Origin of the sequence: Microlunatus spumicola, from assembly GCF_039536445.1 — a bacterium.
In the GTDB taxonomy this organism is placed as follows: Bacteria; Actinomycetota; Actinomycetes; order Propionibacteriales; family Propionibacteriaceae; genus Microlunatus; species Microlunatus spumicola.
In genome coordinates this window covers 356940-377574 of the sequence record NZ_BAAAYR010000002.1, presented here as the reverse complement: position 1 = coordinate 377574, position 20635 = coordinate 356940, and the positions used below count along the sequence as shown (strand labels likewise).

Genomic DNA, 20635 nt, shown 5'->3' with positions numbered 1-20635 from the left:
GGTGAAGGGCGGCGTCCGGGGCACGGCGCCTCGCGTGGATGGGTCTGGCGGGAGCCCGGGCGCGCGTACCCACGCAAGAGGAGCAGAAATCACGCGCCCGGGCGGATGGTTGCGAGGCGCCGTGCCCCGGTGCCGCCCGGCACCAGCCGCGACCACAGCAGGCCGCGGCAGAAACCAAGAGCTAGTCGCCGATCGTGTCGCGCCCGCGCTTGACCAGCAGGGGGTCGGCGGGGAAGACGACGGACGCGTCCTTGCCGTCGTAGTCGAACTGGTTCAGGAAGAAGCGCATCGCGTTGATGCGGGCGGCCTTCTTGTCGTTGCTCTTGATCGTCGTCCAGGGGGCGTCGTCGGTGTCCGTGGCGGCCAGCATGGCCTCCTTGGCCTCCGTGTAGGCCTCCCAGCGGTCCAGGGACTCGATGTCCATGGGGGAGAGCTTCCAGCGGCGTACGGGGTCGACCTGGCGGATCGCGAAGCGGGTCCGCTGCTCCTGACGAGTCACCGAGAACCAGAACTTGGTCAGGTGCACGCCGCTCTCGGCCAGCATCTCCTCGAACAGCGGGGCGTGGCGCAGGAACAGCTCGTACTCGGTCGGCGTGCAGAAGCCCATCACGCGCTCGACGCCGGCGCGGTTGTACCAGGAGCGGTCGAAGAGCACGAGGTCGCCGGCGGTGGGCAGGTGGGTCACGTAGCGCTGGAAGAACCACTGGCCGAGCTCGGTGGTCGTCGGCTTGGTCAGCGCGACGACGCGGGCGGAGCGCGGGTTCAGGTGCTCCATGAACCGCTTGATCGTGCCGCCCTTGCCGGCGGCGTCGCGGCCCTCGAAGAGGATCACGTGCTTCTGGCCGGTCTCGCCGATCCAGTACTGGAACTTCAGCAGCTCGATCTGCAGCTGGTACTTCTGCTCCTCGTAGGTGTCGCGCTCCATGCGCTCGGCGTACGGGTAGCCCTCGCGCCAGCTCTCGATCGGGTCCCCGTCGGGCCCGATGAGGTCCGGGTCCGACCCGTGCTCGTCGTGCCGGACGGTGTAGCCCGACGAGATGAGGTCGTCGAGGTACTCCCGGAAACCTTCGCGGATGATCGTCACGTCCTGCTCCTTCCCTGCCGCGGCCGTCGCACACGGGTGCGTCGCGCCGCTCTCGAGGGCCAGTGTCGGCCCCCTCGGGGTGGGGTCGGGCGACGCCTGGATGAACAGCGGGTGACACCGCCGCCAGGGTGGCTCCAGGACCCCCGGAGAGGGCTCCGGGAGCGTTACCGGTCGCCCGGTCACGATCCGGTGACGCACGACCCACACCTGGGGACAACGGTGTGGACAGATGTGGATGCCAGGACTTTCGCCGGGGACGGCACGTGAACAGCTCTTCGGGCCGTGCAGCGTGTCCGCAAATCCTTCCCGTGTAGTTCCACGTCTTCCACACCTGGCTCCCGAGGCCGATCGCCGGGCTGACCAGCGCGGACGTGTAGTTCTCCACAGTGCGCACAGCACCTACGAAGACGATGAAGAGAGAGATAGGAAAAGATGAGTCTGAGTCAGAAGGTCCTCGCGCTGTGCACAGCGGGGTCTCGACGAACCAGAAGCGGAGATCGACCGGTGGGTCTGTTCGACAAGCTGTTCCGACGTGGGTCCGACGACGACGACGGCGAGGAGACGGTCATCGCCCTCGACGTCGAGGCCCGGCGGCCCCAGCTGCTCCGCCTCGAGCAGGCGCTCGACGCGCTGTCCCGCACGATGCGCGAGGTGCAGAGCGTCGACAACCCGGGGTGGCGCGGCCGGGTGAACGAGTACAGCCGGCTGGCCGGCGACTGCTCGGTGATGCGCCGGGGGACGCCGACCCGCGAGGGCGTGCTCGACCTGGTCTTCGAGGTGCGGCCGGTCTACACCGGGGCGGCGCCGGAGGGGCTCGAGGTGCTCGGCCCGCTGCAGGACGAGGTGCTCGCGGCCGCCGAGGAGCTCCGGCAGCTGCGCCCCGGCGAGAAGGCCTGACGCTCGTCCGGCCGGGTCCGTCCGGTCGCGGGTCGGCCGTGGGTGCGCGTCCTCGCTATGCTCTGCGTGCTCACGACCCGGTCGCGCCTGCTGCTGGTGGTCAGAGCAGTCTGTCGAGGAGGACGCGTGAAGATCAGGCTCGAGCGCGACGTGCTGGCCGAGGCCGTGCAGTGGGCGGCCCGCAGCCTGCCCGTCCGGCCGAGCGTCCCGATCCTCGCGGGCCTGCTCGTGCGGGCCGACGCCGACGGCGTGACGTTCTCCAGCTTCGACTACGAGACCTCGGCGCAGATCAGCGTCAAGGCCGCGGTCGCCGACGAGGGCCAGGCCCTGATCTCGGGCCGGCTGCTGTCGGACATCTCCAAGAGCCTCCCGGCCAAGCCGGTCGACATCACGAGCGACGACAGCCGGATGGAGCTGGTCTGCGGCAGCGCCCGCTTCACGCTGCAGACGCTCCCGGTCGCCGACTACCCGACGCTGCCCTCCATGCCCGAGTCGAGCGGGACCGTGCCGAGCACGGTCTTCGCCCAGGCCGTCGCGCAGGTCGTCGTCGCCGCCGGCCGTGACGAGCTGCTGCCGGTCTTCACCGGCGTCCGCGTCGAGATCGAGGGCGACACGATCTCGCTGCTCGCGACCGACCGCTACCGGATGGCGCTCAAGGAGCTCACCTGGAACCCGGGATCGCCGCAGCTCTCGGCCACGGCGCTCGTGCCCGCCAAGGTCCTCAACGACACCTCCCGCTCGATGACCGCCGGCGAGGAGGTCACGCTCAGCCTGGCCAGCGCGGGTTCCGGGGACGGGATCATCGGCTTCGAGGGCCACGGAGCGGCGGGGGAGCGCCAGACCACGACGCGCCTCCTGGACGGCGAGTTCCCCAAGGTCCGCCACATCATGAACACCGCGGCCGTGCTCAACGTCCGCGTCAGCACCGCCGAGGTCATCTCCGCCGCCAAGCGCGTGGCGCTCGTCGCCGAGCGGAACACCTCGCTGCGGATGCTCATCGCCGACGGCTCGATCACCCTCGAGGCCGCGACCGGCGACCAGGCCCAGGCGTCCGAGGCCATCGAGGCCGTCGTCGACCAGCCCGACGGCGGCGAGCTCGCCGTCACCGCGGCCGGATTCAACCCGAGCTACCTGCTCGACGCGCTGGGGGCCTTCGACACCCCGTACGTGAACTTCGCCTTCACCGCGCCGAGCAAGCCGTGCCAGCTGACCGGCGTCCCCGCCCTCGACGGCGAGGCGCTGACCGACTACCGGCACGTGATCATGCTCATGCGCCTGCCGTCCTGATCTCGTTCACCCTCCAGGAACGCCCCCTGAGCTCGTCGAAGGGCCACGAAGTGGTCGGCCACCGCGCTGAGCCGACCTCTGCGAGGCCCTTCGACAGGCTCAGGGGGCGTTTCCGCGGCAAGACCCGAACCGCGGGGCGCGGCTCGTCACCGCTAGGTTGATCCGCGAAGTCGTCGGCGAAGGAGTCTTGTCATGCAGCTGGGAATGGTCGGCCTGGGCCGGATGGGCGCGAACATCGTCCGCCGCCTGATGCGCGACGGGCACGAGTGCGTCGTGTACGACGTCAACCCGGATTCGGTGACCGAGCTGGCGGGCGAGGGCGCGGTCGGCTCCGGCTCGATGGAGGAGTTCGTCGGCAAGCTGAGCACCCCGCGCGCCGTGTGGGTGATGATCCCCGCCGGCATCACGGGCAGGATCGTCGACCAGATCGCGCCGTTGCTCGACGAGGGCGACATCATCATCGACGGCGGCAACTCGAACTACCACGACGACGTCCGCCGCGCGGCCAAGCTGCGCGAGCAGGGCATCCACTACGTCGACATCGGCACCAGCGGTGGCGTGTTCGGCCTCGAGCGCGGCTACTGCCTCATGGTCGGCGGCCCCGACGAGGCGGTCTCGTACATCGACCCGGTGCTGAAGACCATCGCCCCGGGACCGGGCGAGATCGACCGCACCCCCGGGCGCAGCGGCGACCTCGCGCAGGAGGAGCAGGGCTACCTCCACTGCGGGAAGTCCGGCGCCGGCCACTTCGTCAAGATGGTCCACAACGGCATCGAGTACGGGATCATGGCCGCGTACGCCGAGGGCCTGAACATCCTGCACAACGCCGACGCCGGCGAGAAGCAGGCCGAGCACTCCGCGGAGATCGCGCCGCTGGAGGAGCCGGAGTTCTACCAGTTCGACATCGACACGGCCAAGGTCGCCGAGCTCTGGCGCCGCGGGTCGGTCATCTCCTCCTGGCTGCTCGACCTCACCGCCGCCGCGCTGCAGGCCAACCCGCAGCTCGACGGCCTCGCAGGCCGCGTCTCCGACTCGGGCGAGGGCCGCTGGACCGTCAAGGCCGCCATCGACGTCGGCGTCCCCGTCCCGGTGCTGGCCGCCTCGCTCTTCGAGCGCTTCGCCTCCCGCGACAACGACAAGTTCGCCAACCAGGTCCTCTCCGCGATGCGCCAGCAGTTCGGCGGCCACCACGAGCTCCCGGCCGGCGACTCCCTCGAGGCCGGTGGCGAGAACGCCGACCAGGCCGGCGGGAAGAACTCGGGTCAGTCCGACACCGCTTAGGTCTCTTCTCGTCAGGGGTCGTGTGTTGCGCCGGTGGGCGCTCGGACCACGGCCCCTCACAACCATCCGCCCGGGCGCCGTCTCCGTCTCTGCCCCGGGTGTGAAGGCGCAGCGCCCGGGCTCCCGCCAGGCCCGTCCACGCTCGGGGCCGTGGTCCGAGCGCCCGCCTTCGGGTAGCGGCTCTCGCGGTGGTCTTTCGCGCCGGCCTGCCGCTTCAGGTTTCGGCGAACTGCCCGGGTGCGGTAGGCGGTCTGCCGCACCACCGTTGTTCGGCGAGGTTGCGTCAATCGTCGGAGGCGCGCACGGGTCCTGCCCTGTTGGCTGGTGACGTGCCCGAGTCTGCGAGTCCCTTCCAGCACGTCGTCGACGTGTTCTGCTTCGTCCCCGAGCTCGGTGCGGCGACCGCCTGGTACACCGACCGTCTGGGGGTCGCGCCGACGCTCACGGCGCGTCAGCTCGCCCGGTTCGACCTCGGCGGCAGCCGCCTCACGGTGCACACGATCGACGACTTCAACGACGGCGGGCCGGGGGGCTGCGTCGCGTACTGGGACGTCACCGACGTCGACCGCCTGACCGAGGAGTGGGTGGCGCACGGCGCGGTCGCCCACCGTGGGCCCAAGACGATCATGACCGGGGAACGGCTCTGCCAGCTCCTCGACCCGTTCGGCAACCTCATCGGGATCCGGCAGGCCGCTCCCACGGGTCCCGGTGCTCCCGCGTCGTCGCACGCCGACCACCAGGACCACCGATGACCGAGCCCGCCCTGCCCGTCGGCTACGCCACGTCGATCCGGCCGCTCTTCCGCGAGCTCGACCGGAACAGCATGCTCAAGGCCTTCGACCTCTGGCGGTACGAGGACGTCCTCGACCACCGGGACGCGATCCTCGCCCGGCTCAGCGCCGGGACGATGCCCTGCGACGGCGCGTGGCCCGCGTCCTCCGTCGACCTGCTGCGTCGCTGGATCGCCGGTGGATCGCTCCCGTGACCGGCGTTCACCGATGACCGGCCAGGCGGACGCATGAGCGAGCAACCGTCGAAGGTCTCGGCGTGGGCGCCGATGGCCATCACGGCGTTCCGGGTGCTGTGGTTCGCCCAGCTCGGCAGCAACATCGGCAGCTGGATGCAGACGGTCGGCGCGCAGTGGTTCCTGGTCGAGGCGGCGGCCGGGCCGACGGTCATCGCCCTCGTGCAGACCGCGAGCCTGGCGCCCGCGATGCTCTTCTCGCTCCCCGCGGGCGTGCTCGCCGACTCGCTCGACCGGCGCCGGCTCCTGATCGTGGGTTCGGCGGCCAGCGCGGCGATCGCCGCCGTGCTGACCGTGGTCGCGGCGCTGAACGACCTCACGCCGTGGACGATCCTCGGCTTCACGTTCCTGCTCGGGATCACCTCGACCCTGACCTCGCCCGCGTGGCAGGCGGTCCAGCCCGAGCTCGTCCCGCGGTCGCTGATCGGCGCGTCCTCGGCCCTGGGCGGGGTGACGGTGAACGGTGCGCGCGCCGTCGGCCCGGCCCTGGCCGGCGTCCTGCTCAGCGTGACCGGGGTCCCGGTGGTCTTCGCGATCAACGCGCTCAGCTTCGTCGGCGCCGTCGTCGCGCTGCTGTGGTGGAAGCGCCCGCCGCAGGCGGGGCTCGACGACCGCGAGCTCTTCACGGCGGCGCTGCGGGCCGGCGTGCGGTACGTCGCGTCCGCCGGGCTGGTGCGTCGGATCCTGCTCCGCTCCGCGTTGTTCGCGCTCCCGGCGAGCGCCCTGTGGGCGCTGCTCCCGGTGACCGCGAAGCGGCTCCACCTCAGCTCGAGCGGGTACGGCCTCCTCCTGGGCGCCGTCGGTCTGGGTGCGGTGCTGGGCGTCGTGGTGCTCCCCGTGGTGCGGCGACGGTTCTCCGACAACACCGTGATCGCGGCCAGCGCTCTCCTGTTCGCCCTCGGGATGGTCGCTGCGGCCGTGCTGCCGCTGCCGGCGGCACTGGTCCTCTTCGTGGTCACCGGCGTCGCGTGGATCGGCACCCTGACGGTGCTGAACGCGGCCCTGCAGCTCACGCTCCCGCAGTGGGTCCGCTCCCGCGGCGCGTCGATCTACATCCTCGTCTTCATGGGCACGATGGCGGTCGGGTCGTTCGCCTGGGGCCTCGCCGCCGAGACGTTCGGGACGTCGGTCGCGCTCCTCGCGGCCGGGGTGCTGCTGGTGCTGGTCGCCGCGAGCGTCCGGGTGCTCCCCCTGCTCCACGGCACCGGCACGATCGACCGCAGCATCACGACGACGTGGGCCACCCCGAACCTCGTCTTCGAGCCCGACCCGGCCGACGGACCGGTGCTCGTCCAGGTCACGTACGCCGTGGACACCGCCGCGCTCGCTGCGTTCCGCTCGGCCATGCGCCGGGTCGAGGCCTCACGGCGGCGCACCGGCGCGACCCGCTGGAGCCTGTACCGCAGCGGCGAGGACCAGGACGTGCAGCTCGAGTCGTTCGTCGTCCCGTCGTGGAGCGAGTACCGCCGCCAGCAGACCGAACGCCTCACCGGCCGCGACCGGGACGTCCGTGCCGCCGTCCTCGGCTACCGCACCGGTGACCCCGCCGAGCGGCACTACTTCGCCGCGGACGACGCCGGACGACGGCCGGCGGCGCACGACGTGCCGACCGACCCCGGTCAGCCCGCCGGTCCCCCGGTCCCCTCCAGGAAGGACACCTGATGTCGAACGCTCCCGCTCCCGCTCCCGCTCCAGCTGCCGACCCGTCCCCGACCGACGTCGCGGTCGAGCGCGACGTGACGTACGGGGAGGTCGGAGGGGTGACGCTGCTTCTCGACGTCTACTCCCCGCCCGGCCCGGTCGACGACGCGCGGGCCGCGGTCGTGCTCGTCCACGGCGGCGGGTGGTTCCGCGGCGACAAGGCCAAGGAGCCGCCGCTCGCGTCCACGCTGGCCCGCGCGGGCTACCTCGTCTTCGTGCCCGACTACCGCGAGGCACCCGCCCACACGTTCCCCGCCAGCCGCGACGACGTCCTGGCCGCCGCCACCTGGGCGCTCGCCTCCGGCTACGCCTTCGACCGGGCGCGGGTCGCCTTCTTCGGCGGCTCCGCCGGCGGCAACCTCGTCATCGAGGCGGCCATCGCCACCGGTCGCCCCGCGGTCAGCTGGTCGGGGATGTTCGACCTGCAGCACATCATCGAGAGCACGGACGCGACCGCCTCGGCCCCGACCACCCAGGACCTCGACGCCCTGCAGAGCGCGAACATCGACCAGACCGGTCCCGACGTGCCCTTCCTCCGCTGGACGATCCTGCAGGAGGTCGGCGGCGACCGCTCCCTCCTGCCCGCCGCCTCGACGAACCGGCACGTGGTCAGCACCACCGGGCCCGCCTACCTCGCCAACTCGCTCGACGAGTTCGTCCCCGTCGAGGACGCCATGGCCCTCCAGCGCGCGTACGCCGACGCGGGCGTCGCGTGCACCCTCCAGCTCGTCCCCGGCCACCACCACGCCGAGGGCTACACCGCCCAGGCCATCGGCGGTTCCCTGGAGTTCCTCCGCCAGGTGCTCTGAGCGTCACCCGCGCGCGAACCCGTCCCGCTCGACCAGCCTGTGGTGACCACCGGCGGCTGAGCGTCGCCACCAGGCCGCGTCACGTCTGGACGACCGGAGGATGACGACACGTTTCTCCGTCGTCATCCGCAGGGAGGAAGACGGGACGGTGAAGGCCGGGTGCGCGAAGCCGCCCCTAGATTGGTGTGCGTGTTCGTCGACCATCTCCAGCTCGTCGACTTCCGGTCGTACACCGGGGTCGACGTGGCGCTGGGTGCCGGGGTGGTCGTCTTCGTCGGGGCGAACGGTCAGGGCAAGACGAACCTCGTCGAGGCCGTCGAGTACCTCTCCACGCTGAGCTCCCACCGCGTCTCCTCGGACGTGCCGCTCGTCCGCGCGGGGGCCGAGCGCGCGGTCGCGCGGGCGCGGGTGCAGGCCGGGCTCGACGACCCGCGCCAGCTGCAGCTCGAGGTGGAGATCACGCCGGGCAAGGCCAACCGGGCCCGGCTCAACCGGTCGCCGGTGAAGCGCACCCGCGAGATCGTCGGCGTGCTGCGCACGGTGGTCTTCTCGCCGGAGGACCTGGCGGTCGTCAAGGGCGACCCGGGGGAGCGCCGCCGGTTCCTCGACGACCTCGTCGTGAACCGGTGGCCGCGGATGGCCGGCGTCCGGGCCGACTACGACCGGGTGCTGCGGCAGCGGAACACGCTGCTCAAGTCGCTCAGCGGCCGGATGCGCGGGGCCACGCCCGGCGCGGACGTCGCCGCGACGCTCGACGTGTGGGACGCGCACCTCGCGGCGGCGGGGGCGGAGCTGCTCGAGGCCCGGCTGACCACGCTGTCCGACGTCGTGCCGCACCTGGCCAAGGCGTACGCGGACATCGCCCCGACCAACAGCGACGCCACGGCGGCCTACACGTCGGCGACGACGTTCGAGCCGGGCGCCGGCCGCGAGGAGCTGACGGCCGCGCTGACCGCGGCGATGGCGGCCCGGCGCAACGACGAGGTCGCCCGCGGGGTGTCGCTGGTGGGGCCGCACCGCGACGACGTCCTGCTGTCGCTCGGGGTGCTGCCGGCGCGCGGCTACGCGAGCCACGGCGAGTCGTGGTCGCTGGCCCTCGCGCTGCGCCTCGGGAGCCTCGCGCTGCTCCGCGAGGACGGGGTCGAGCCGGTGCTCGTGCTCGACGACGTGTTCGCCGAGCTCGACGCCACCCGGCGCGAGCGGCTCGCGTCGATGGTCAGTGGTGCCGAGCAGGTGATGGTGACGGCGGCGGTGGGCGGCGACGTGCCCGCCGTGCTGTCCGGGCGACGGTTCCGGGTCGCGGGCGGGACGGTGACCGAGGATGACTGAACCCGACGGCACCCGGCCGGACGGGCCGGCCGACGAGCCGGTCCCGGCGGAACCCGAGGCCGAGCCGCACGACCCGACCGGGCTGAGCCTGGCCCGCGACACCGCCCGGGCGTTGGGGGCGCGGGGGCGTCGTCGCCGCCCGCCCACCGGCACGACCCCGCGGCGGAGCGTGGACCCGGTGTCGTCGGGTGCGCACGCCGACGACCGGGACCCGCAGACCCTCTCGCGGGCGGTGCACCGGCTGATCGACGCCAAGGGCTGGGCCGCCGACGTGAACGTCCGCACCCTGCTCGCCCGCTGGGCCCTGCTGGTCGGTCCGACGCTCGCCGCGCACTCCCGCCCCGAGCGCTACGCGGACGCCGAGCTGACCGTCCGTACGGACTCCACGGCCTGGGCGACCCAGCTCCGGCAGATGGCGCCGCAGCTCGTGGCGATGCTCAACGAGCAGCTGGGCACGGACACCGTGCGCCTCGTCCGGGTGCTCGGACCGGACGCCCCGTCCTGGAAGCACGGCGGCCGGTCCGTCCGCGACGGCCGCGGCCCCCGCGACACGTACGGCTGAGCCGGACCCTGCCTAGGGTGACCGGGTGCAGCCGATCACCAGCCTGACCGACGTCCTCGACGACGGTGCCGTCGTCAGCGTGGAGCGCCAGCGACGCCTGGCCGAGCTCCTCGGCGAGGGCGGACCGTACGCGGACCGCTGGGACGTCGACCTCGCGACCGGGGTGCTGCGGTTCGGCGGACGCGCGGGCACCCTCGAGACGCCGGCGCACCTCGTCGGGTCCGCCGCACCGGGACCGGGCACGTGGATGTGGGGCTGGAGCAACGTCAACGGCTTCCCGCCGCCGGTCGTCGCCCGCGCGGCCGCGGTGCGTGACTTCGGCGCCCGCTTCGGCCTCGCCGAGCTGACCGCGCCGGAGACCCCGCTGCGGGGCGAGCCCCGGCAGGACGCGGTCGAGTACGCGATGGTCGCGGGCCTCGTGAACGGCGGCCTCCCGCACTACACGGCTGACGCCGGCAACGGGACGGTCGTCGCGTTCGTCCTCGACGAGCCGCAAGCGTCGCTGCCGGCCCCGAGCTGCGCGACAGCGGCCACGGTGATCGGCGAGGCCCTGATGGGCGGCGTGGTGAACCACCGCCGAGCGGTCACCGCGTACGCGGAGCTGCGCGGGTTCGGGCTGGAGCAGGCGGGCGACGAGGTCGTGCTGCAGGCCGGCGACGGGCGGCTGGTCGTGCGGTTCGACGGGCTCGGCCGGGTCGCGTCCATGGACGCGCGGCTGGCGAAGGACTAATCGGGTGGCCGTCCCGGTTGCCTCTCTTGCATACTCGGACTAAGCCAAACCCTGACGAACGAAGGCACACCCATGCCCACCCAGCCGACGATCTCGCTGCGCGCTGCCGCGCACGGTCGCGACGGCGGGGTCCGGACGGGGGCGGCCACCTCGATCTGGCGCTTCCGCTCCTACCTGCTCCCCTACCGCTGGCGCTTCGTCGTCATGCTCGTGGTCTCCCTGCTCGGCATCGGCGCCAGCATCCTCGTGCCGCTGGTCACCCGACGGGTGATCGACGGACCGATCGCCCAGTCCGACCGGCCCGGCCTGTACGCGCTCGGCGCGGTCGCCGTCGTGGTGGGCGTGGTCGAGGCCCTGCTGATGTTCATCCGCCGCTGGATCGTCTCCAAGGCGACGCTCGGCGTGGAGACCGACATCCGGGTCCAGATGTACGCCAAGCTGCAGCAGCTGCCGCTGGCCTTCCACTCGCGCTGGGCCTCGGGCCAGCTGCTCTCGCGGATCACGTCGGACCTCTCGGTCATCCGCCGGTTCCTCGGCTTCGGCCTGGTGTTCCTGCTGGTCAACGTCCTGCAGATCATCGTCGTCGTCGCCATCCTCGTGCACCTCTACTGGCCGCTCGGCCTGGTCGTGGTGGCGAGCACGGTCCCCGTGACCTGGGTGTCGCTGCGGACCCAGCGCGTCTACACCAAGCTGTCGCGGCAGGTGCAGGACCAGGGCGGCGACGTGGCCTCCAGCGTGGAGGAGATGGCCCACGCGCACCGCGTGATCAAGTCCTTCGGCCGCGCCGACCACGTCTTCACCGGCTTCGACCGCCGCAGCGTCCGGCTGCACGACACCGCCGTCGAGCGCGTCCGCGTGCAGTCGACCTTCTGGACCTTCCTCGAGGTCATCCCGAGCGTCACGCTGATCATCGTCCTGGCGCTCGGCGCGCTGGCCGTCGCGCAGGACCGGGTCACGCTGGGCACGCTCGTCGCCTTCACCACGCTGATGGTGTCGCTGGTCTGGCCCGTCACCTCGCTCGGCTTCCTGCTGTCGATGACCCAGGACGCCATGACGGCGGCGGACCGGATCGCCGAGGTCTTCGACGCGGAGATCACGATCACCGACGGCGACGTCGAGCTCGACGACGTCCGCGGCGAGCTGGTGTTCGAGGGCGTCGCCTTCCGCTTCCCCGACGCCGACACCGACGTCCTGCACGACATCGACCTGCGCCTCGCGCCGGGCGAGACCGTCGCGCTCGTCGGGGCCACCGGCTCGGGCAAGACGATCTTCACCAACCTCGTGGCCCGGCTCTGGGACGTCACCGGCGGCCGGATCACCCTCGACGGCGTCGACGTGCGCGACCTCCGGCTCGACCGGTTGCGCCAGCTCGTGGCGACCGCGTTCGAGGACCCCGTCCTCTTCTCGATGTCCGCGCGGGAGAACATCGCGCTCGGGCGGCCGGACGCGACGGACGAGGAGATCGCCGAGGCGGTCGACGTCGCCCAGGCGCAGTTCGTCCATGAGCTGCCGTTCGGCCTCGACACCCGCATCGGCGAGCAGGGGATGAGCCTGTCCGGCGGGCAGCGGCAGCGCCTGGCGCTGGCCCGGGCCGTGCTGGCCAAGCCTGCGGTGCTCGTCCTCGACGACACCCTCTCCGCGCTCGACATCCACACCGAGGCCCTCGTCGAGGAGGCCCTGCAGCGGGTCCTCGTCGGCGTGACCGGCATCGTCGTCGCGCACCGCGCCTCGACCGTGCTGCTCGCCGACCGCGTCGCGCTGCTGCAGGACGGCACGATCACCCACGTCGGCACGCACAACGAGCTGCTCGACACCGTCCCCGCCTACCGCGAGCTGCTGTCCGCCGAGTACGACCCGAGCGGCGAGCTGCTGGAGGTGGCGTCGTGAGCACGACCTCCACCCCGGGCACCTCCATGGCGGGCACCTCCACGGCGGGCACCGTCGAGCCGGTCGTCGTCGACGAGCACGAGCGCTGGCGCGGCGTCGCCCTGGAGTCGGGGCCGGTCGATGCGACCGGGAACGCCTTCCTGCGCCGCCGGAGCCGGTCGCTGCTGTGGTCGCTGCTGGCCCCGTACAAGGGCTGGCTCGCCGTCATGGTGCTGGTCGTCCTCGTCGAGAACGCGGCCCGGCTCTCCATCCCGCTGCTCGTCGCCCGCGGCATCGACCGCGGCCTGCCGCCGGTCATGGCCGGCGGGAGCCCCCGCACGCTGCTCGAGATCGTCGCGGCGATGCTCGTGGCCGTCGTCCTGCAGTCGCTCGGTCGGATCGCCTTCCTGCGCGTCTCGGGCCGGATCGGCCAGGACGTGCTGCTCGAGCTGCGCCGACGGGTCTTCACCCACTTCCAGCGCCTCGACGTGGCGTTCCACGACCGGTTCACCTCCGGGCGGGTGACGTCGCGCCTCACCAGCGACATCGACGCCATCACCGAGCTGCTGGTCGGCGGCTTCGACGGGCTCGTCACCGCGGTGCTGACGATGGTCGGCGTCGCCGCGCTCATGATCAGCCTGGACGTCGAGCTCGGCCTGGTCTGCCTGGTCTGCTTCCCGGTGCTGCTGCTCCTGGTGCGCTGGTTCGCGCGCCGCTCGGCCCAGGTCTACCGCCGCGTACGCGAGCTGTCCGCCCTGGTCATCGTGCAGTTCGTGGAGACGATGACCGGCATCCGCGCGGTGCAGGCCTACCGGCGCGAGGCGCGCAACTCGGAGATCTTCGACGAGATCGCGGACCGCTACAAGGACGCGAACACCGACTCGTTCCGCCTCGTCGCGCTGTTCATGCCCGGCGTGCGCGTGATCGGCAACGTCACCATCGGCGTCGCGCTGCTGTTCGGCGGCCTGCGGGCGCTCGAGGGCGACATCACCGTCGGCGTGCTGACGGCGTTCCTGCTCTACCTGCGGATGTTCTTCGAGCCGATGCAGGACATCAGCCAGTTCTTCAACACCTTCCAGTCGGCCTCGTCCGCGCTGGAGAAGCTGTCCGGCGTGCTCGAGGAGAAGCCGAGCGTCGTCGAGCCCCGTCACCCGGTGCCGCTCCCGCGTGCCCGCGGCGAGGTGCACTTCGAGGGCGTGGACTTCGGCTACGACCCCCGGCGCCCGGTCATCACCGGGCTGGAGCTGACCCTGCGCGAGGGCGAGACCGTCGCCGTGGTCGGCACGACCGGGGCCGGCAAGACGACGCTGGCCAAGCTGCTCGCGCGCTTCTACGACCCGACGGGCGGTCGGGTGACCCTCGATGGCGTCGACCTGCGCGACCTCTCCGACACCGACCTGCGGCGCGCCGTGGTCATGGTGACGCAGGAGAACGTCATGTTCTCCGGCTCGGTGGCCGACAACATCGGGTTCGGGCGGCCGGAGGCGACGCGGGCCGAGATCGTGGCCGCGGCCGATGCGGTCGGGGCGCACACGTTCATCGAGGCGCTGACCGAGGGCTACGACACCGACGTGGCGAAGGGCGGCGGCCGGCTCTCCGCCGGCCAGCGCCAGCTCGTCGCGTTCGCGCGGGCGTTCCTCGCCGACCCGGCGGTGCTCGTCCTCGACGAGGCCACGTCGAGCCTGGACGTCCCCAGCGAGCGGCTCGTGCAGCAGGCGCTGCAGACCGTGCTCGCGCACCGGACCGCCGTGATCATCGCCCACCGCCTCAGCACGGTCGAGATCGCCGACCGCGTCCTCGTGGTCGAGCGCGGTGAGATCGTCGAGCAGGGCTCGCCCGAGCAGCTGCTGCGCGAGGACGACGGCCGCTACGCGGCGCTGCACGAGGCCTGGGAGGCGTCGCTCGCCTGAGGTTCCCCGGACGGGCGTCAGGCCTGGGCGGTGGGGCGGACGACGATCTCGCTGACGTCCACGCCCGCGGGCTGCTCGATGGCGAAGCCGATCGCGTTCGCCACGGCGGACGGGGGCATGGCGATCGCGACGCGCTGCTGCTCCATCCACGCGGCGACGTCACCGGTGGTGCCCTTGCCGACGCCCTCGGTGTCGGTGAAGCCGGGGGAGACGAGCGTGACCCGCAGGTCCGGCCCGGACTCCTGGCGCAGGCCCTCGGTGAGGATCTTGACGGCGGTCTTCGTCGCCGCGTAGACGCCCTGCGGGGCCTTCACCACGTACGCGGCCGTCGAACCGACGTTCACGAACTGGCCGGAGGCCTGCCGGCGGAAGACGGGCAGCGCGGCGGCGATGCCGTTCAGGAGGCCGGTGACGTGGGTCGCGACCATCGCGTCCCAGCCGTCCTGGTCGAGCTGGTCGAACGGGGTGACGTTCATGGTGCCGGCGTTCGACACCAGGACGTCGAGGCGGCCGTGACGCTCGACCGCGGTGTCGACCAGGTGGCGGAGGTCGTCGCGGCGGGTGACGTCCACGACGACGCCGACCGCGTCGCCCCCGGCGGCGGTGATCGCCCCGACGACCGCGTCGAGGCGGTCCTGCCGCCGCGCCCCGAGGACGAGCCGGGCGCCGCGCGCGGCCAGGTGATGCGCGGTGGCCTCCCCGATCCCGCTGCTCGCGCCGGTGAGGGCGACGACGGTTCCTGCGACCTGCTCGTGCACGGTGGTCTCCTGGTCTGGTCCCGAGTGGGACCCGTACGATGTGGACGCATGTCCGGTTCGCCTCGAACCATACCGGACAGATGTCCGCTTAGGCGAGGAGGGATGCGTGCGCAGCGACGCGGAGCGGAACCGGCAGCGGCTCGTCGACGTCGCGCGGGAGGCGCTCGAGACCGAGCCGCCGCCCACCATGGCCGCGGTCGCGCGGGCCGCGGGCGTCGGGCAGGGCACGCTCTACCGGAACTTCCCGACCTGGGACGACCTCGTGATGGCCGTGCACCGCATGGACGTCGCCGAGCTGGTCGACATGGTCCCGGGGCTGCTGGAGCGGGAGCCGGCGGACCGCGCGCTGCGGACCTGGCTCGACCGGCTGGCCGAGTACGGCCGGCTCAAGAAGGGTCTGGGCACCGCGATCCACGCGGCGATGCTCGAGCAGCTCGCCGGCGAGGGCTACGCGCCCGTCGTCGGGGCCATCGACCGGCTGCTCGAGGCCGGTCGCACGCAGGGGCTCGTCCGCGCCGACGTCGGCGGCGAGGAGCTGCTGCTCATGGTCGGCTTCCTGTGGCGCCTGGAGCTGACGCCGGACCGTGACGAGCGGTCGGCACGGATGCTCGACGTCGTGATGGCCGGGCTGGCGGCGTCGACCGTCGGCTGAGGCGGCCGGGGCGGAGCCTCAGACGTCGAAGACGACGACCTTGTCGGCGTGCGCGCCGATCCCCTCCGCGACGGGCTGGTGCGCCGGGTGCGGGAGGTAGGCGTCGCGGGCCTCCGGGGAGGCGAAGGTGATGATCAGGGCGTAGTCGTAGCCCTCCTCCTTGCCCTCCGGGCTGGTGGAACGTCCCTGGACGACGTCGACGACGCCGGGGATGCTCCGGGGGAAGTCGGCGACGAGCGGGCGGATGGCCGCCTCGGCCTCGTCGGCCTCCCCGTCTCGCCAGGACACCAGGACGACGTGCGTTGTGGTCACCCGAGCACCGTAGGTGGTCGGCGGTCGCGGCGGCGGAGGACCCACGCCCGGGCCGCCTCGACGTCGTCGACGGTCTCCACGCCGACGGGTGCCTCGGGTCGGCGGACCACCACGACCGGGACGCCCAGCTCCGCGGCGGCGTCGAGCTTGGCCTCCGTGAGCCGGCCACCGGAGTCCTTCGTGACGAGCAGGTCCGCGCAGTGGTCGGCGAGCAGGGCCCGCTCGCTCGCGAGGTCGTAGGGTCCCCGCGACCGGACCACGCGCCAGGCCGGGGGGAGCGCGAGGTCGGGCGGGTCGACGACCCGGACCAGGACCGTGCGCTCGGCCCAGGGCAGGAACGCTTCCAGCGACTGCCGGCCGGTGGTCAGCACGGGCCGGTCGCCGGGGACGTCCAGCACGCCCGTGACCTCGTCGACCCAGGTCCAGCGGCCCGCGTCCGGGTGCGTCGACCATCCCGGCCGGGCGAGACGGAGCAGCGGGGTGCCGGTGGTCCCGCAGGCCCGGGCCGCGTTGGCGGAGATGGTGGCGGCGAAAGGGTGGGTGGCGTCGACCACGGCGGCGACGCGATGTTCCACGAGAAACGTCGCCAGCCCGTCGACCCCGCCGAACCCCCCGACCCGGACGCGTCCGACCGGCAGCGCGGGGCGGGACACCCGGCCCGCCAGCGACGACAGCACGTCCACGCCGTCGTCGACGAGCGCGGTCGCGAGGGAACGGGCCTCGCCGGTCCCGCCGAGCAGGAGGACGGTCACGGCGTCCTGCCCTGAGATCCACTCACTCGACGGCGCGAGCGGCCGTCCGGCACGCTCAGCCGCAGACCGGCGCGCGATCGAGTGAGCGGATCCCAGGGGAACCGGCCGACGACCGCGGTGAGGCCGACGGCCACGGCCAGGCTCAGCACCGACACCGCACGCGAGAGCCGGACCGCGCGCTGCACGTCGCCCACCTCGACGGTCCGTCCGTCGCCGAGCGTGCCCCGGTCCTCGACCTCGCCGCCGTAGACGTTGACCCCGCCGAGCCGGACACCGAGGGCGCCGGCGAAGGCCGCCTCGACCACGCCCGCGTTCGGGCTGGGGTGCCGCGCGGCGTCGCGACGGACCGCGGCGAGCGCGGCCCTCGGCGAACCCCCGACGAGCGGCGCCGCGGCCGCGGCGAGCAGGCCGGCGACGCGGGCCGGACCGAGGTTCAGGAGGTCGTCGAACCGCGCGGCCGCCCAGCCGAACCGGAGGTAGCGCTCGGACCGGTGGCCGACCATGGCGTCGAGGGTGTTGGCCGCGCGGTAGGCCAGCAGCCCGGGCACCCCGGCCACGGCTCCCCAGAGCAGCGGGGCGACGACGGCGTCGGAGGTGTTCTCCGCGACCGACTCGACGCAGGCCCGCGCCAGCTCGTCCGCGTCCAGCCGGCTCGGGTCGCGCCCGACGAGGTGCGTCACCTGCACGCGGGCGGCGGCCAGGTCACCGGCCTCGAGCTGCCCGGCGAGGACCGCGGCCTCGCGCCGCAGCGACCGGCCGCCGAGCACCGTCCAGGTCGCCGCTCCCGTGACCACGACCCGGGCGACCTGCCCGCCGGGCGCGCGTCCCAGGGCCGTCCCCAGCACCACGGAACCACCGACGAGCAGGCCGACGTGCGTCACGCCGGCCCCGCGGCGGGAGGCGTACGTGCGCCGCTCGACCCACGAGGCCATTCGGCCGAAGGCGGCGACCGGGTGCCCGCGTCGCGGGTCGCCGACGAGGGCGTCGACGGCGTAGCCGAGCAGCAGCCCGGCGGCGGTCCCCAGGGCGGGAGAGCGCAGGTTCGCTAGGGTCATCGGCGATGTCTCTCCCGGCCTCGACACCCTCGTCGCTCCCCGCGTCCGCCCCCGCGCAGCGCACGCTCGTCACGGGGGGCTCGCGCTCGGGCAAGTCCCGCTTCGCCGAGGGTCTGCTGGCTCGCGAGGAGGCCGTCACCTACGTGGCGCCGGGCCCGGTGCCCGACCCTGTCGCGGACGCCGAGTGGGCCGCACGCGTCCGGACCCACCAGGAGCGTCGCCCCGAGCACTGGACGACGGTCGAGACCACCGACGTCGCGGAGGTGCTGCGGCGCGGCGACGCCGCCTACCTCGTCGACTGCCTCGGCACCTGGGTCACCGCCGTCATCGACCGGATGGGCACGTGGGACGTGCCGCTCGGCGACTGGCAGGGCGACTTCGACGCGCAGGTGACGGACCTGGTGGACGCCTGGCAGTCGACGCCGAAGATCGCCGTCGCGGTCACGAACGAGGTCGGCTGGGGCCTCGTGTCCGAGCACCGCTCGGGCCGCGTCTTCACCGACCTGCTCGGCCAGGTCAACGCGGCCGTCGCCGGCGCGAGCGAGGACGTCGTCCTCATGGTCGCGGGCCGCGCGCTCTACGTCTGACCCTGGTCCCTCGACAAACCCGGTCACGGTCGTGCCGCCAGGACGACGACGAGCGTCGCGAACGCCGCCTCGACGCCCGCCCCGAGCACGTCGCCGCTGACGCCGCCGAGCCGGCGGACGGCGTGGCCGACCAGCGCGAGGACGACGCCGACGGCGAGGACGCCGGCGAGCAGGCCCTGCCACCACGGCCGGGCCCCGAGCACCGCGGCACCGGTGGCGAGCGCGAGCAGCAGCAGCACCCCGGCGGTCAGGCCGAGAGGTCCGACCGACGAGGCGACGACGCGACCCAGGCCGTCCGGCCGGGCGGCGGGCACCCCGCGGCGGCAGGCGAGCGCGAGGGCGCCGCGGGAGGCGCAGACGACGAGGGCGACCGCCAGGCCGCCCGCCCAGCCCGGCGCGGAGACGGCCAGCCCGGCCGCCTGCAGCGCGAGCACGACGACGAGGGCCACCGCGCCCATGGGCCCGACGTCCCCGCGGCGCATGACCTCGAGCGCCCGCGCCCGGTCCCAGCTCGCACCCAGCCCGTCGATCGTGTCGGCCAGGCCGTCGAGGTGCATCGCCCGCGTCCCGAGCGCCAGGGTGCCGACGACGAGCAGGCCGCCGACGAGGCCGGGCAGCCCGGCCGCGGAGGCCGCCCACCAGACGAGCCCGGCCAGCGCGGCCAGGGGCACGACGGCGACCGGCGCCAGGACCATCGCGCGGCTGACCGTACGGGGCGACGGGTCGAGCACCGCCCGCACCGGCAGCACGCTGAGGAACCCTCCGGCCAGGCGCAGGGACTCCGGAGCCATCGTCAGGCCGGCGGCGCGAGGTCGGCGAGCAGCGCCATCTCGCGCAGCAGCAGCACGGCCGAGCGCAGCACGGGCAGGGCGGTCAGGGCGCCGGTGCCCTCGCCCAGCCGCAGCCCCACGTCGAGCAGCGGCACCAGGCCGAGCTTGTCGAGGGCCAGCTGCTGCGCGGGTTCGGTGGACCGGTGCCCGGCCGCGCACCACGCGACCACCCCGGGCTCGAGGTCGGCGGCGACGGCCAGCTCGGCGACGGTGACGATGCCGTCGAGCAGCACGGGCACCCCCGCCCGGGCGGCGCCGAGCAGGAACCCGACCCCGGCGGCCAGGTCGGCCGACCCCAGCGCGGCGAGGCGCTCGTACGGGTCGTTCGTCCGGTCGCCCGCCCGGGCCAGCGCCGCGGCGACGACCTGCGTCTTGCGGGCCAGCGCGGCGTCGTCGACGCCGGTCCCGCGCCCGGTGACCTCGTCGGCCCCGACGCCGAAGGTCGCGGCGACGAGCGCGGCGGCGGGCGTGGTGTTCCCGATGCCCAGGTCGCCCAGCACCAGCAGGTCCGCGCCGGCGGCGACCTCCTCGGAGGCGATAGCGGCACCCACGGCCAGCGCCCGGTGCACCTCGGCCGCGCTCAGCGCGTCCTCGCGGTCGATCGCGCCGGAGGAGCGGCGGACGTGGTGCCGCCGGACCTCCGCCGGCAGCCCCGTGAGGTCCGCGTCCACGCCCACGTCCAGCACCTGCATGGTGACGCCGTGCTGGCGGGCGAGGACGTTCGCCCCGGAACCGCCGCCGACCATCGCCGCGACCATCGCGCCCGTGACCTCACGCGGGTAGGCGGAGACGCCGGCGTGCGAGACGCCGTGGTCCCCGGCCAGGACGGTCAGGCGTACCCGGTCGAGCGGGCGGGGCGGGCTGACGCCCTGGCAGGCCGCGACCCAGGCGGCCGCGTCCTCGAGGTGGCCGAGCGCCCCGGTCGGCTTGGCCAGCGCGGCCAGGCGCTCCCGGGCCGACGCGTACGCGGCGGCCGACGGCGGGGTGATCAGCGGGCCGGCCTGACGCAGCGGTCGTTCATGTGGTCCTCCTGGGTTTCGGCGACCCGTCGACGGAGCCCGCGGAGGAGGGGTCTGGCTCGGACGAGCCCTCCCGGGGGAGGACCGGTCCACACAGTGGCGCGACCGTGCCGGACTCGCACCGGCTTCCCGCTTGTTCTCCGCGAACCCGTGCACTGTAGCGGCCCGGCACCCACCCGGGTCGACGCCG

The 20635-nt window shown here is 73.6% G+C and carries 21 protein-coding genes; 14 read left to right on the top strand and 7 right to left on the bottom strand.

Annotation, left to right across the window (positions count from 1 at the left end):
- Window positions 1-181: 181 nt before the first annotated feature.
- Window positions 182-1084: a polyphosphate kinase 2 gene (gene ppk2 / locus ABD665_RS10720; RefSeq protein ID WP_425562142.1), complete on the bottom strand. Its 903-nt coding sequence runs from the start codon at window positions 1082-1084 to the stop codon at window positions 182-184.
- 504 nt (window positions 1085-1588) lie between these two features.
- Between ppk2 and ABD665_RS10715 the strand changes: the two genes are divergently transcribed.
- The 12 genes from ABD665_RS10715 (at window position 1589) to ABD665_RS10660 (ending at window position 14480) form a co-directional block, all read left to right on the top strand.
- Window positions 1589-1981: a hypothetical protein gene (locus ABD665_RS10715; protein ID WP_204910669.1), complete on the top strand. Its 393-nt coding sequence runs from the start codon at window positions 1589-1591 to the stop codon at window positions 1979-1981.
- 126 nt (window positions 1982-2107) lie between these two features.
- Entirely contained in the window at window positions 2108-3268 is a 1161-nt protein-coding gene (gene dnaN, locus ABD665_RS10710) for a DNA polymerase III subunit beta (protein ID WP_204910670.1), read from the top strand.
- 192 nt (window positions 3269-3460) lie between these two features.
- Window positions 3461-4549 (top strand): phosphogluconate dehydrogenase (NAD(+)-dependent, decarboxylating), encoded by a 1089-nt coding sequence (gnd, locus tag ABD665_RS10705; protein WP_204910671.1) that lies wholly within the window; start codon window positions 3461-3463, stop codon window positions 4547-4549.
- 329 nt (window positions 4550-4878) lie between these two features.
- Complete coding sequence (locus ABD665_RS10700; RefSeq protein ID WP_204910672.1) at window positions 4879-5301, top strand: VOC family protein; 423 nt, start codon at window positions 4879-4881, stop codon at window positions 5299-5301.
- Entirely contained in the window at window positions 5298-5534 is a 237-nt protein-coding gene (locus tag ABD665_RS10695) for a hypothetical protein (RefSeq protein WP_204910673.1), read from the top strand. Before ABD665_RS10700 ends, ABD665_RS10695 begins: the two co-directional genes overlap by 4 nt.
- A gap of 33 nt (window positions 5535-5567) precedes the next feature.
- A complete protein-coding gene (locus ABD665_RS10690) occupies window positions 5568-7235 on the top strand; it encodes an MFS transporter (protein WP_204910674.1) in 1668 nt (555 codons plus the stop codon).
- Window positions 7235-8083 (top strand): alpha/beta hydrolase fold domain-containing protein, encoded by an 849-nt coding sequence (locus ABD665_RS10685; RefSeq protein WP_204910675.1) that lies wholly within the window; start codon window positions 7235-7237, stop codon window positions 8081-8083. The genes ABD665_RS10690 and ABD665_RS10685 overlap by 1 nt, the downstream gene beginning before the upstream one ends.
- A gap of 189 nt (window positions 8084-8272) precedes the next feature.
- A complete protein-coding gene (gene recF / locus ABD665_RS10680) occupies window positions 8273-9412 on the top strand; it encodes a DNA replication/repair protein RecF (RefSeq protein WP_204910676.1) in 1140 nt (379 codons plus the stop codon).
- Window positions 9405-9974 carry a DciA family protein gene (locus tag ABD665_RS10675; RefSeq protein WP_204910677.1) on the top strand — a complete coding sequence of 190 codons (570 nt, stop codon included), beginning with the start codon at window positions 9405-9407 and terminating at the stop codon, window positions 9972-9974. The genes recF and ABD665_RS10675 overlap by 8 nt, the downstream gene beginning before the upstream one ends.
- A gap of 25 nt (window positions 9975-9999) precedes the next feature.
- Window positions 10000-10704: a DUF6882 domain-containing protein gene (locus ABD665_RS10670; protein WP_204910678.1), complete on the top strand. Its 705-nt coding sequence runs from the start codon at window positions 10000-10002 to the stop codon at window positions 10702-10704.
- Window positions 10705-10776: 72 nt separating this feature from the next.
- Window positions 10777-12591 (top strand): ABC transporter ATP-binding protein, encoded by a 1815-nt coding sequence (locus ABD665_RS10665; RefSeq protein ID WP_344742256.1) that lies wholly within the window; start codon window positions 10777-10779, stop codon window positions 12589-12591.
- Entirely contained in the window at window positions 12588-14480 is a 1893-nt protein-coding gene (locus ABD665_RS10660; RefSeq protein WP_344742254.1) for an ABC transporter ATP-binding protein, read from the top strand. The genes ABD665_RS10665 and ABD665_RS10660 overlap by 4 nt, the downstream gene beginning before the upstream one ends.
- 17 nt (window positions 14481-14497) lie before the next feature.
- Here the strand turns inward: ABD665_RS10660 and ABD665_RS10655 are convergent, their stop codons facing one another.
- Complete coding sequence (locus ABD665_RS10655; RefSeq protein WP_344742252.1) at window positions 14498-15238, bottom strand: SDR family oxidoreductase; 741 nt, start codon at window positions 15236-15238, stop codon at window positions 14498-14500.
- 106 nt (window positions 15239-15344) lie between these two features.
- Between ABD665_RS10655 and ABD665_RS10650 the strand changes: the two genes are divergently transcribed.
- Window positions 15345-15890, top strand: a complete 546-nt coding sequence (locus ABD665_RS10650) for an SbtR family transcriptional regulator (protein ID WP_204910680.1) — start codon at window positions 15345-15347, stop codon at window positions 15888-15890.
- Between the two features lie 18 nt (window positions 15891-15908).
- Here ABD665_RS10650 and ABD665_RS10645 read toward each other — a convergent pair whose 3' ends face one another.
- From ABD665_RS10645 to ABD665_RS10635, 3 genes are read right to left on the bottom strand one after another with little or no spacing between them, the layout of a single operon-like run.
- A complete protein-coding gene (locus ABD665_RS10645) occupies window positions 15909-16202 on the bottom strand; it encodes a Dabb family protein (RefSeq protein WP_204910681.1) in 294 nt (97 codons plus the stop codon).
- On the bottom strand, window positions 16199-16954 hold the full coding sequence (locus ABD665_RS10640; protein ID WP_204910682.1) for a cobalt-precorrin-6A reductase: 756 nt from the start codon (window positions 16952-16954) through the stop codon (window positions 16199-16201). Before ABD665_RS10640 ends, ABD665_RS10645 begins: the two co-directional genes overlap by 4 nt.
- On the bottom strand, window positions 16951-18009 hold the full coding sequence (locus ABD665_RS10635) for a cobalamin biosynthesis protein (protein ID WP_204910683.1): 1059 nt from the start codon (window positions 18007-18009) through the stop codon (window positions 16951-16953). The genes ABD665_RS10640 and ABD665_RS10635 overlap by 4 nt, the downstream gene beginning before the upstream one ends.
- Before the next feature lie 5 nt (window positions 18010-18014).
- Between ABD665_RS10635 and ABD665_RS10630 the strand changes: the two genes are divergently transcribed.
- Window positions 18015-18596: a bifunctional adenosylcobinamide kinase/adenosylcobinamide-phosphate guanylyltransferase gene (locus ABD665_RS10630; RefSeq protein ID WP_204910684.1), complete on the top strand. Its 582-nt coding sequence runs from the start codon at window positions 18015-18017 to the stop codon at window positions 18594-18596.
- 23 nt (window positions 18597-18619) lie between these two features.
- Here the strand turns inward: ABD665_RS10630 and ABD665_RS10625 are convergent, their stop codons facing one another.
- Both ABD665_RS10625 and cobT read right to left on the bottom strand, forming a co-directional pair.
- On the bottom strand, window positions 18620-19387 hold the full coding sequence (locus tag ABD665_RS10625; protein ID WP_204910685.1) for an adenosylcobinamide-GDP ribazoletransferase: 768 nt from the start codon (window positions 19385-19387) through the stop codon (window positions 18620-18622).
- Between the two features lie 2 nt (window positions 19388-19389).
- Window positions 19390-20538 carry a nicotinate-nucleotide--dimethylbenzimidazole phosphoribosyltransferase gene (gene cobT / locus ABD665_RS10620; RefSeq protein WP_344742412.1) on the bottom strand — a complete coding sequence of 383 codons (1149 nt, stop codon included), beginning with the start codon at window positions 20536-20538 and terminating at the stop codon, window positions 19390-19392.
- Between the last annotated feature and the right edge of the window lie 97 nt (window positions 20539-20635).

Coding starts and splice junctions, on each gene's coding strand:
- gnd (WP_204910671.1), top strand. CDS start 3,461: ATGCAGCTGGGAATGGTCGGCCTGGGCCGGATGGGCGCGAACATCGTC.
- ABD665_RS10695 (WP_204910673.1), top strand. CDS start 5,298: ATGACCGAGCCCGCCCTGCCCGTCGGCTACGCCACGTCGATCCGGCCG.
- ABD665_RS10690 (WP_204910674.1), top strand. CDS start 5,568: ATGAGCGAGCAACCGTCGAAGGTCTCGGCGTGGGCGCCGATGGCCATC.
- ABD665_RS10685 (WP_204910675.1), top strand. CDS start 7,235: ATGTCGAACGCTCCCGCTCCCGCTCCCGCTCCAGCTGCCGACCCGTCC.
- ABD665_RS10675 (WP_204910677.1), top strand. CDS start 9,405: ATGACTGAACCCGACGGCACCCGGCCGGACGGGCCGGCCGACGAGCCG.
- ABD665_RS10665 (WP_344742256.1), top strand. CDS start 10,777: ATGCCCACCCAGCCGACGATCTCGCTGCGCGCTGCCGCGCACGGTCGC.
- ABD665_RS10635 (WP_204910683.1), bottom strand. CDS start 18,009: ATGACCCTAGCGAACCTGCGCTCTCCCGCCCTGGGGACCGCCGCCGGG.
- ABD665_RS10630 (WP_204910684.1), top strand. CDS start 18,015: ATGTCTCTCCCGGCCTCGACACCCTCGTCGCTCCCCGCGTCCGCCCCC.
- ABD665_RS10625 (WP_204910685.1), bottom strand. CDS start 19,387: ATGGCTCCGGAGTCCCTGCGCCTGGCCGGAGGGTTCCTCAGCGTGCTG.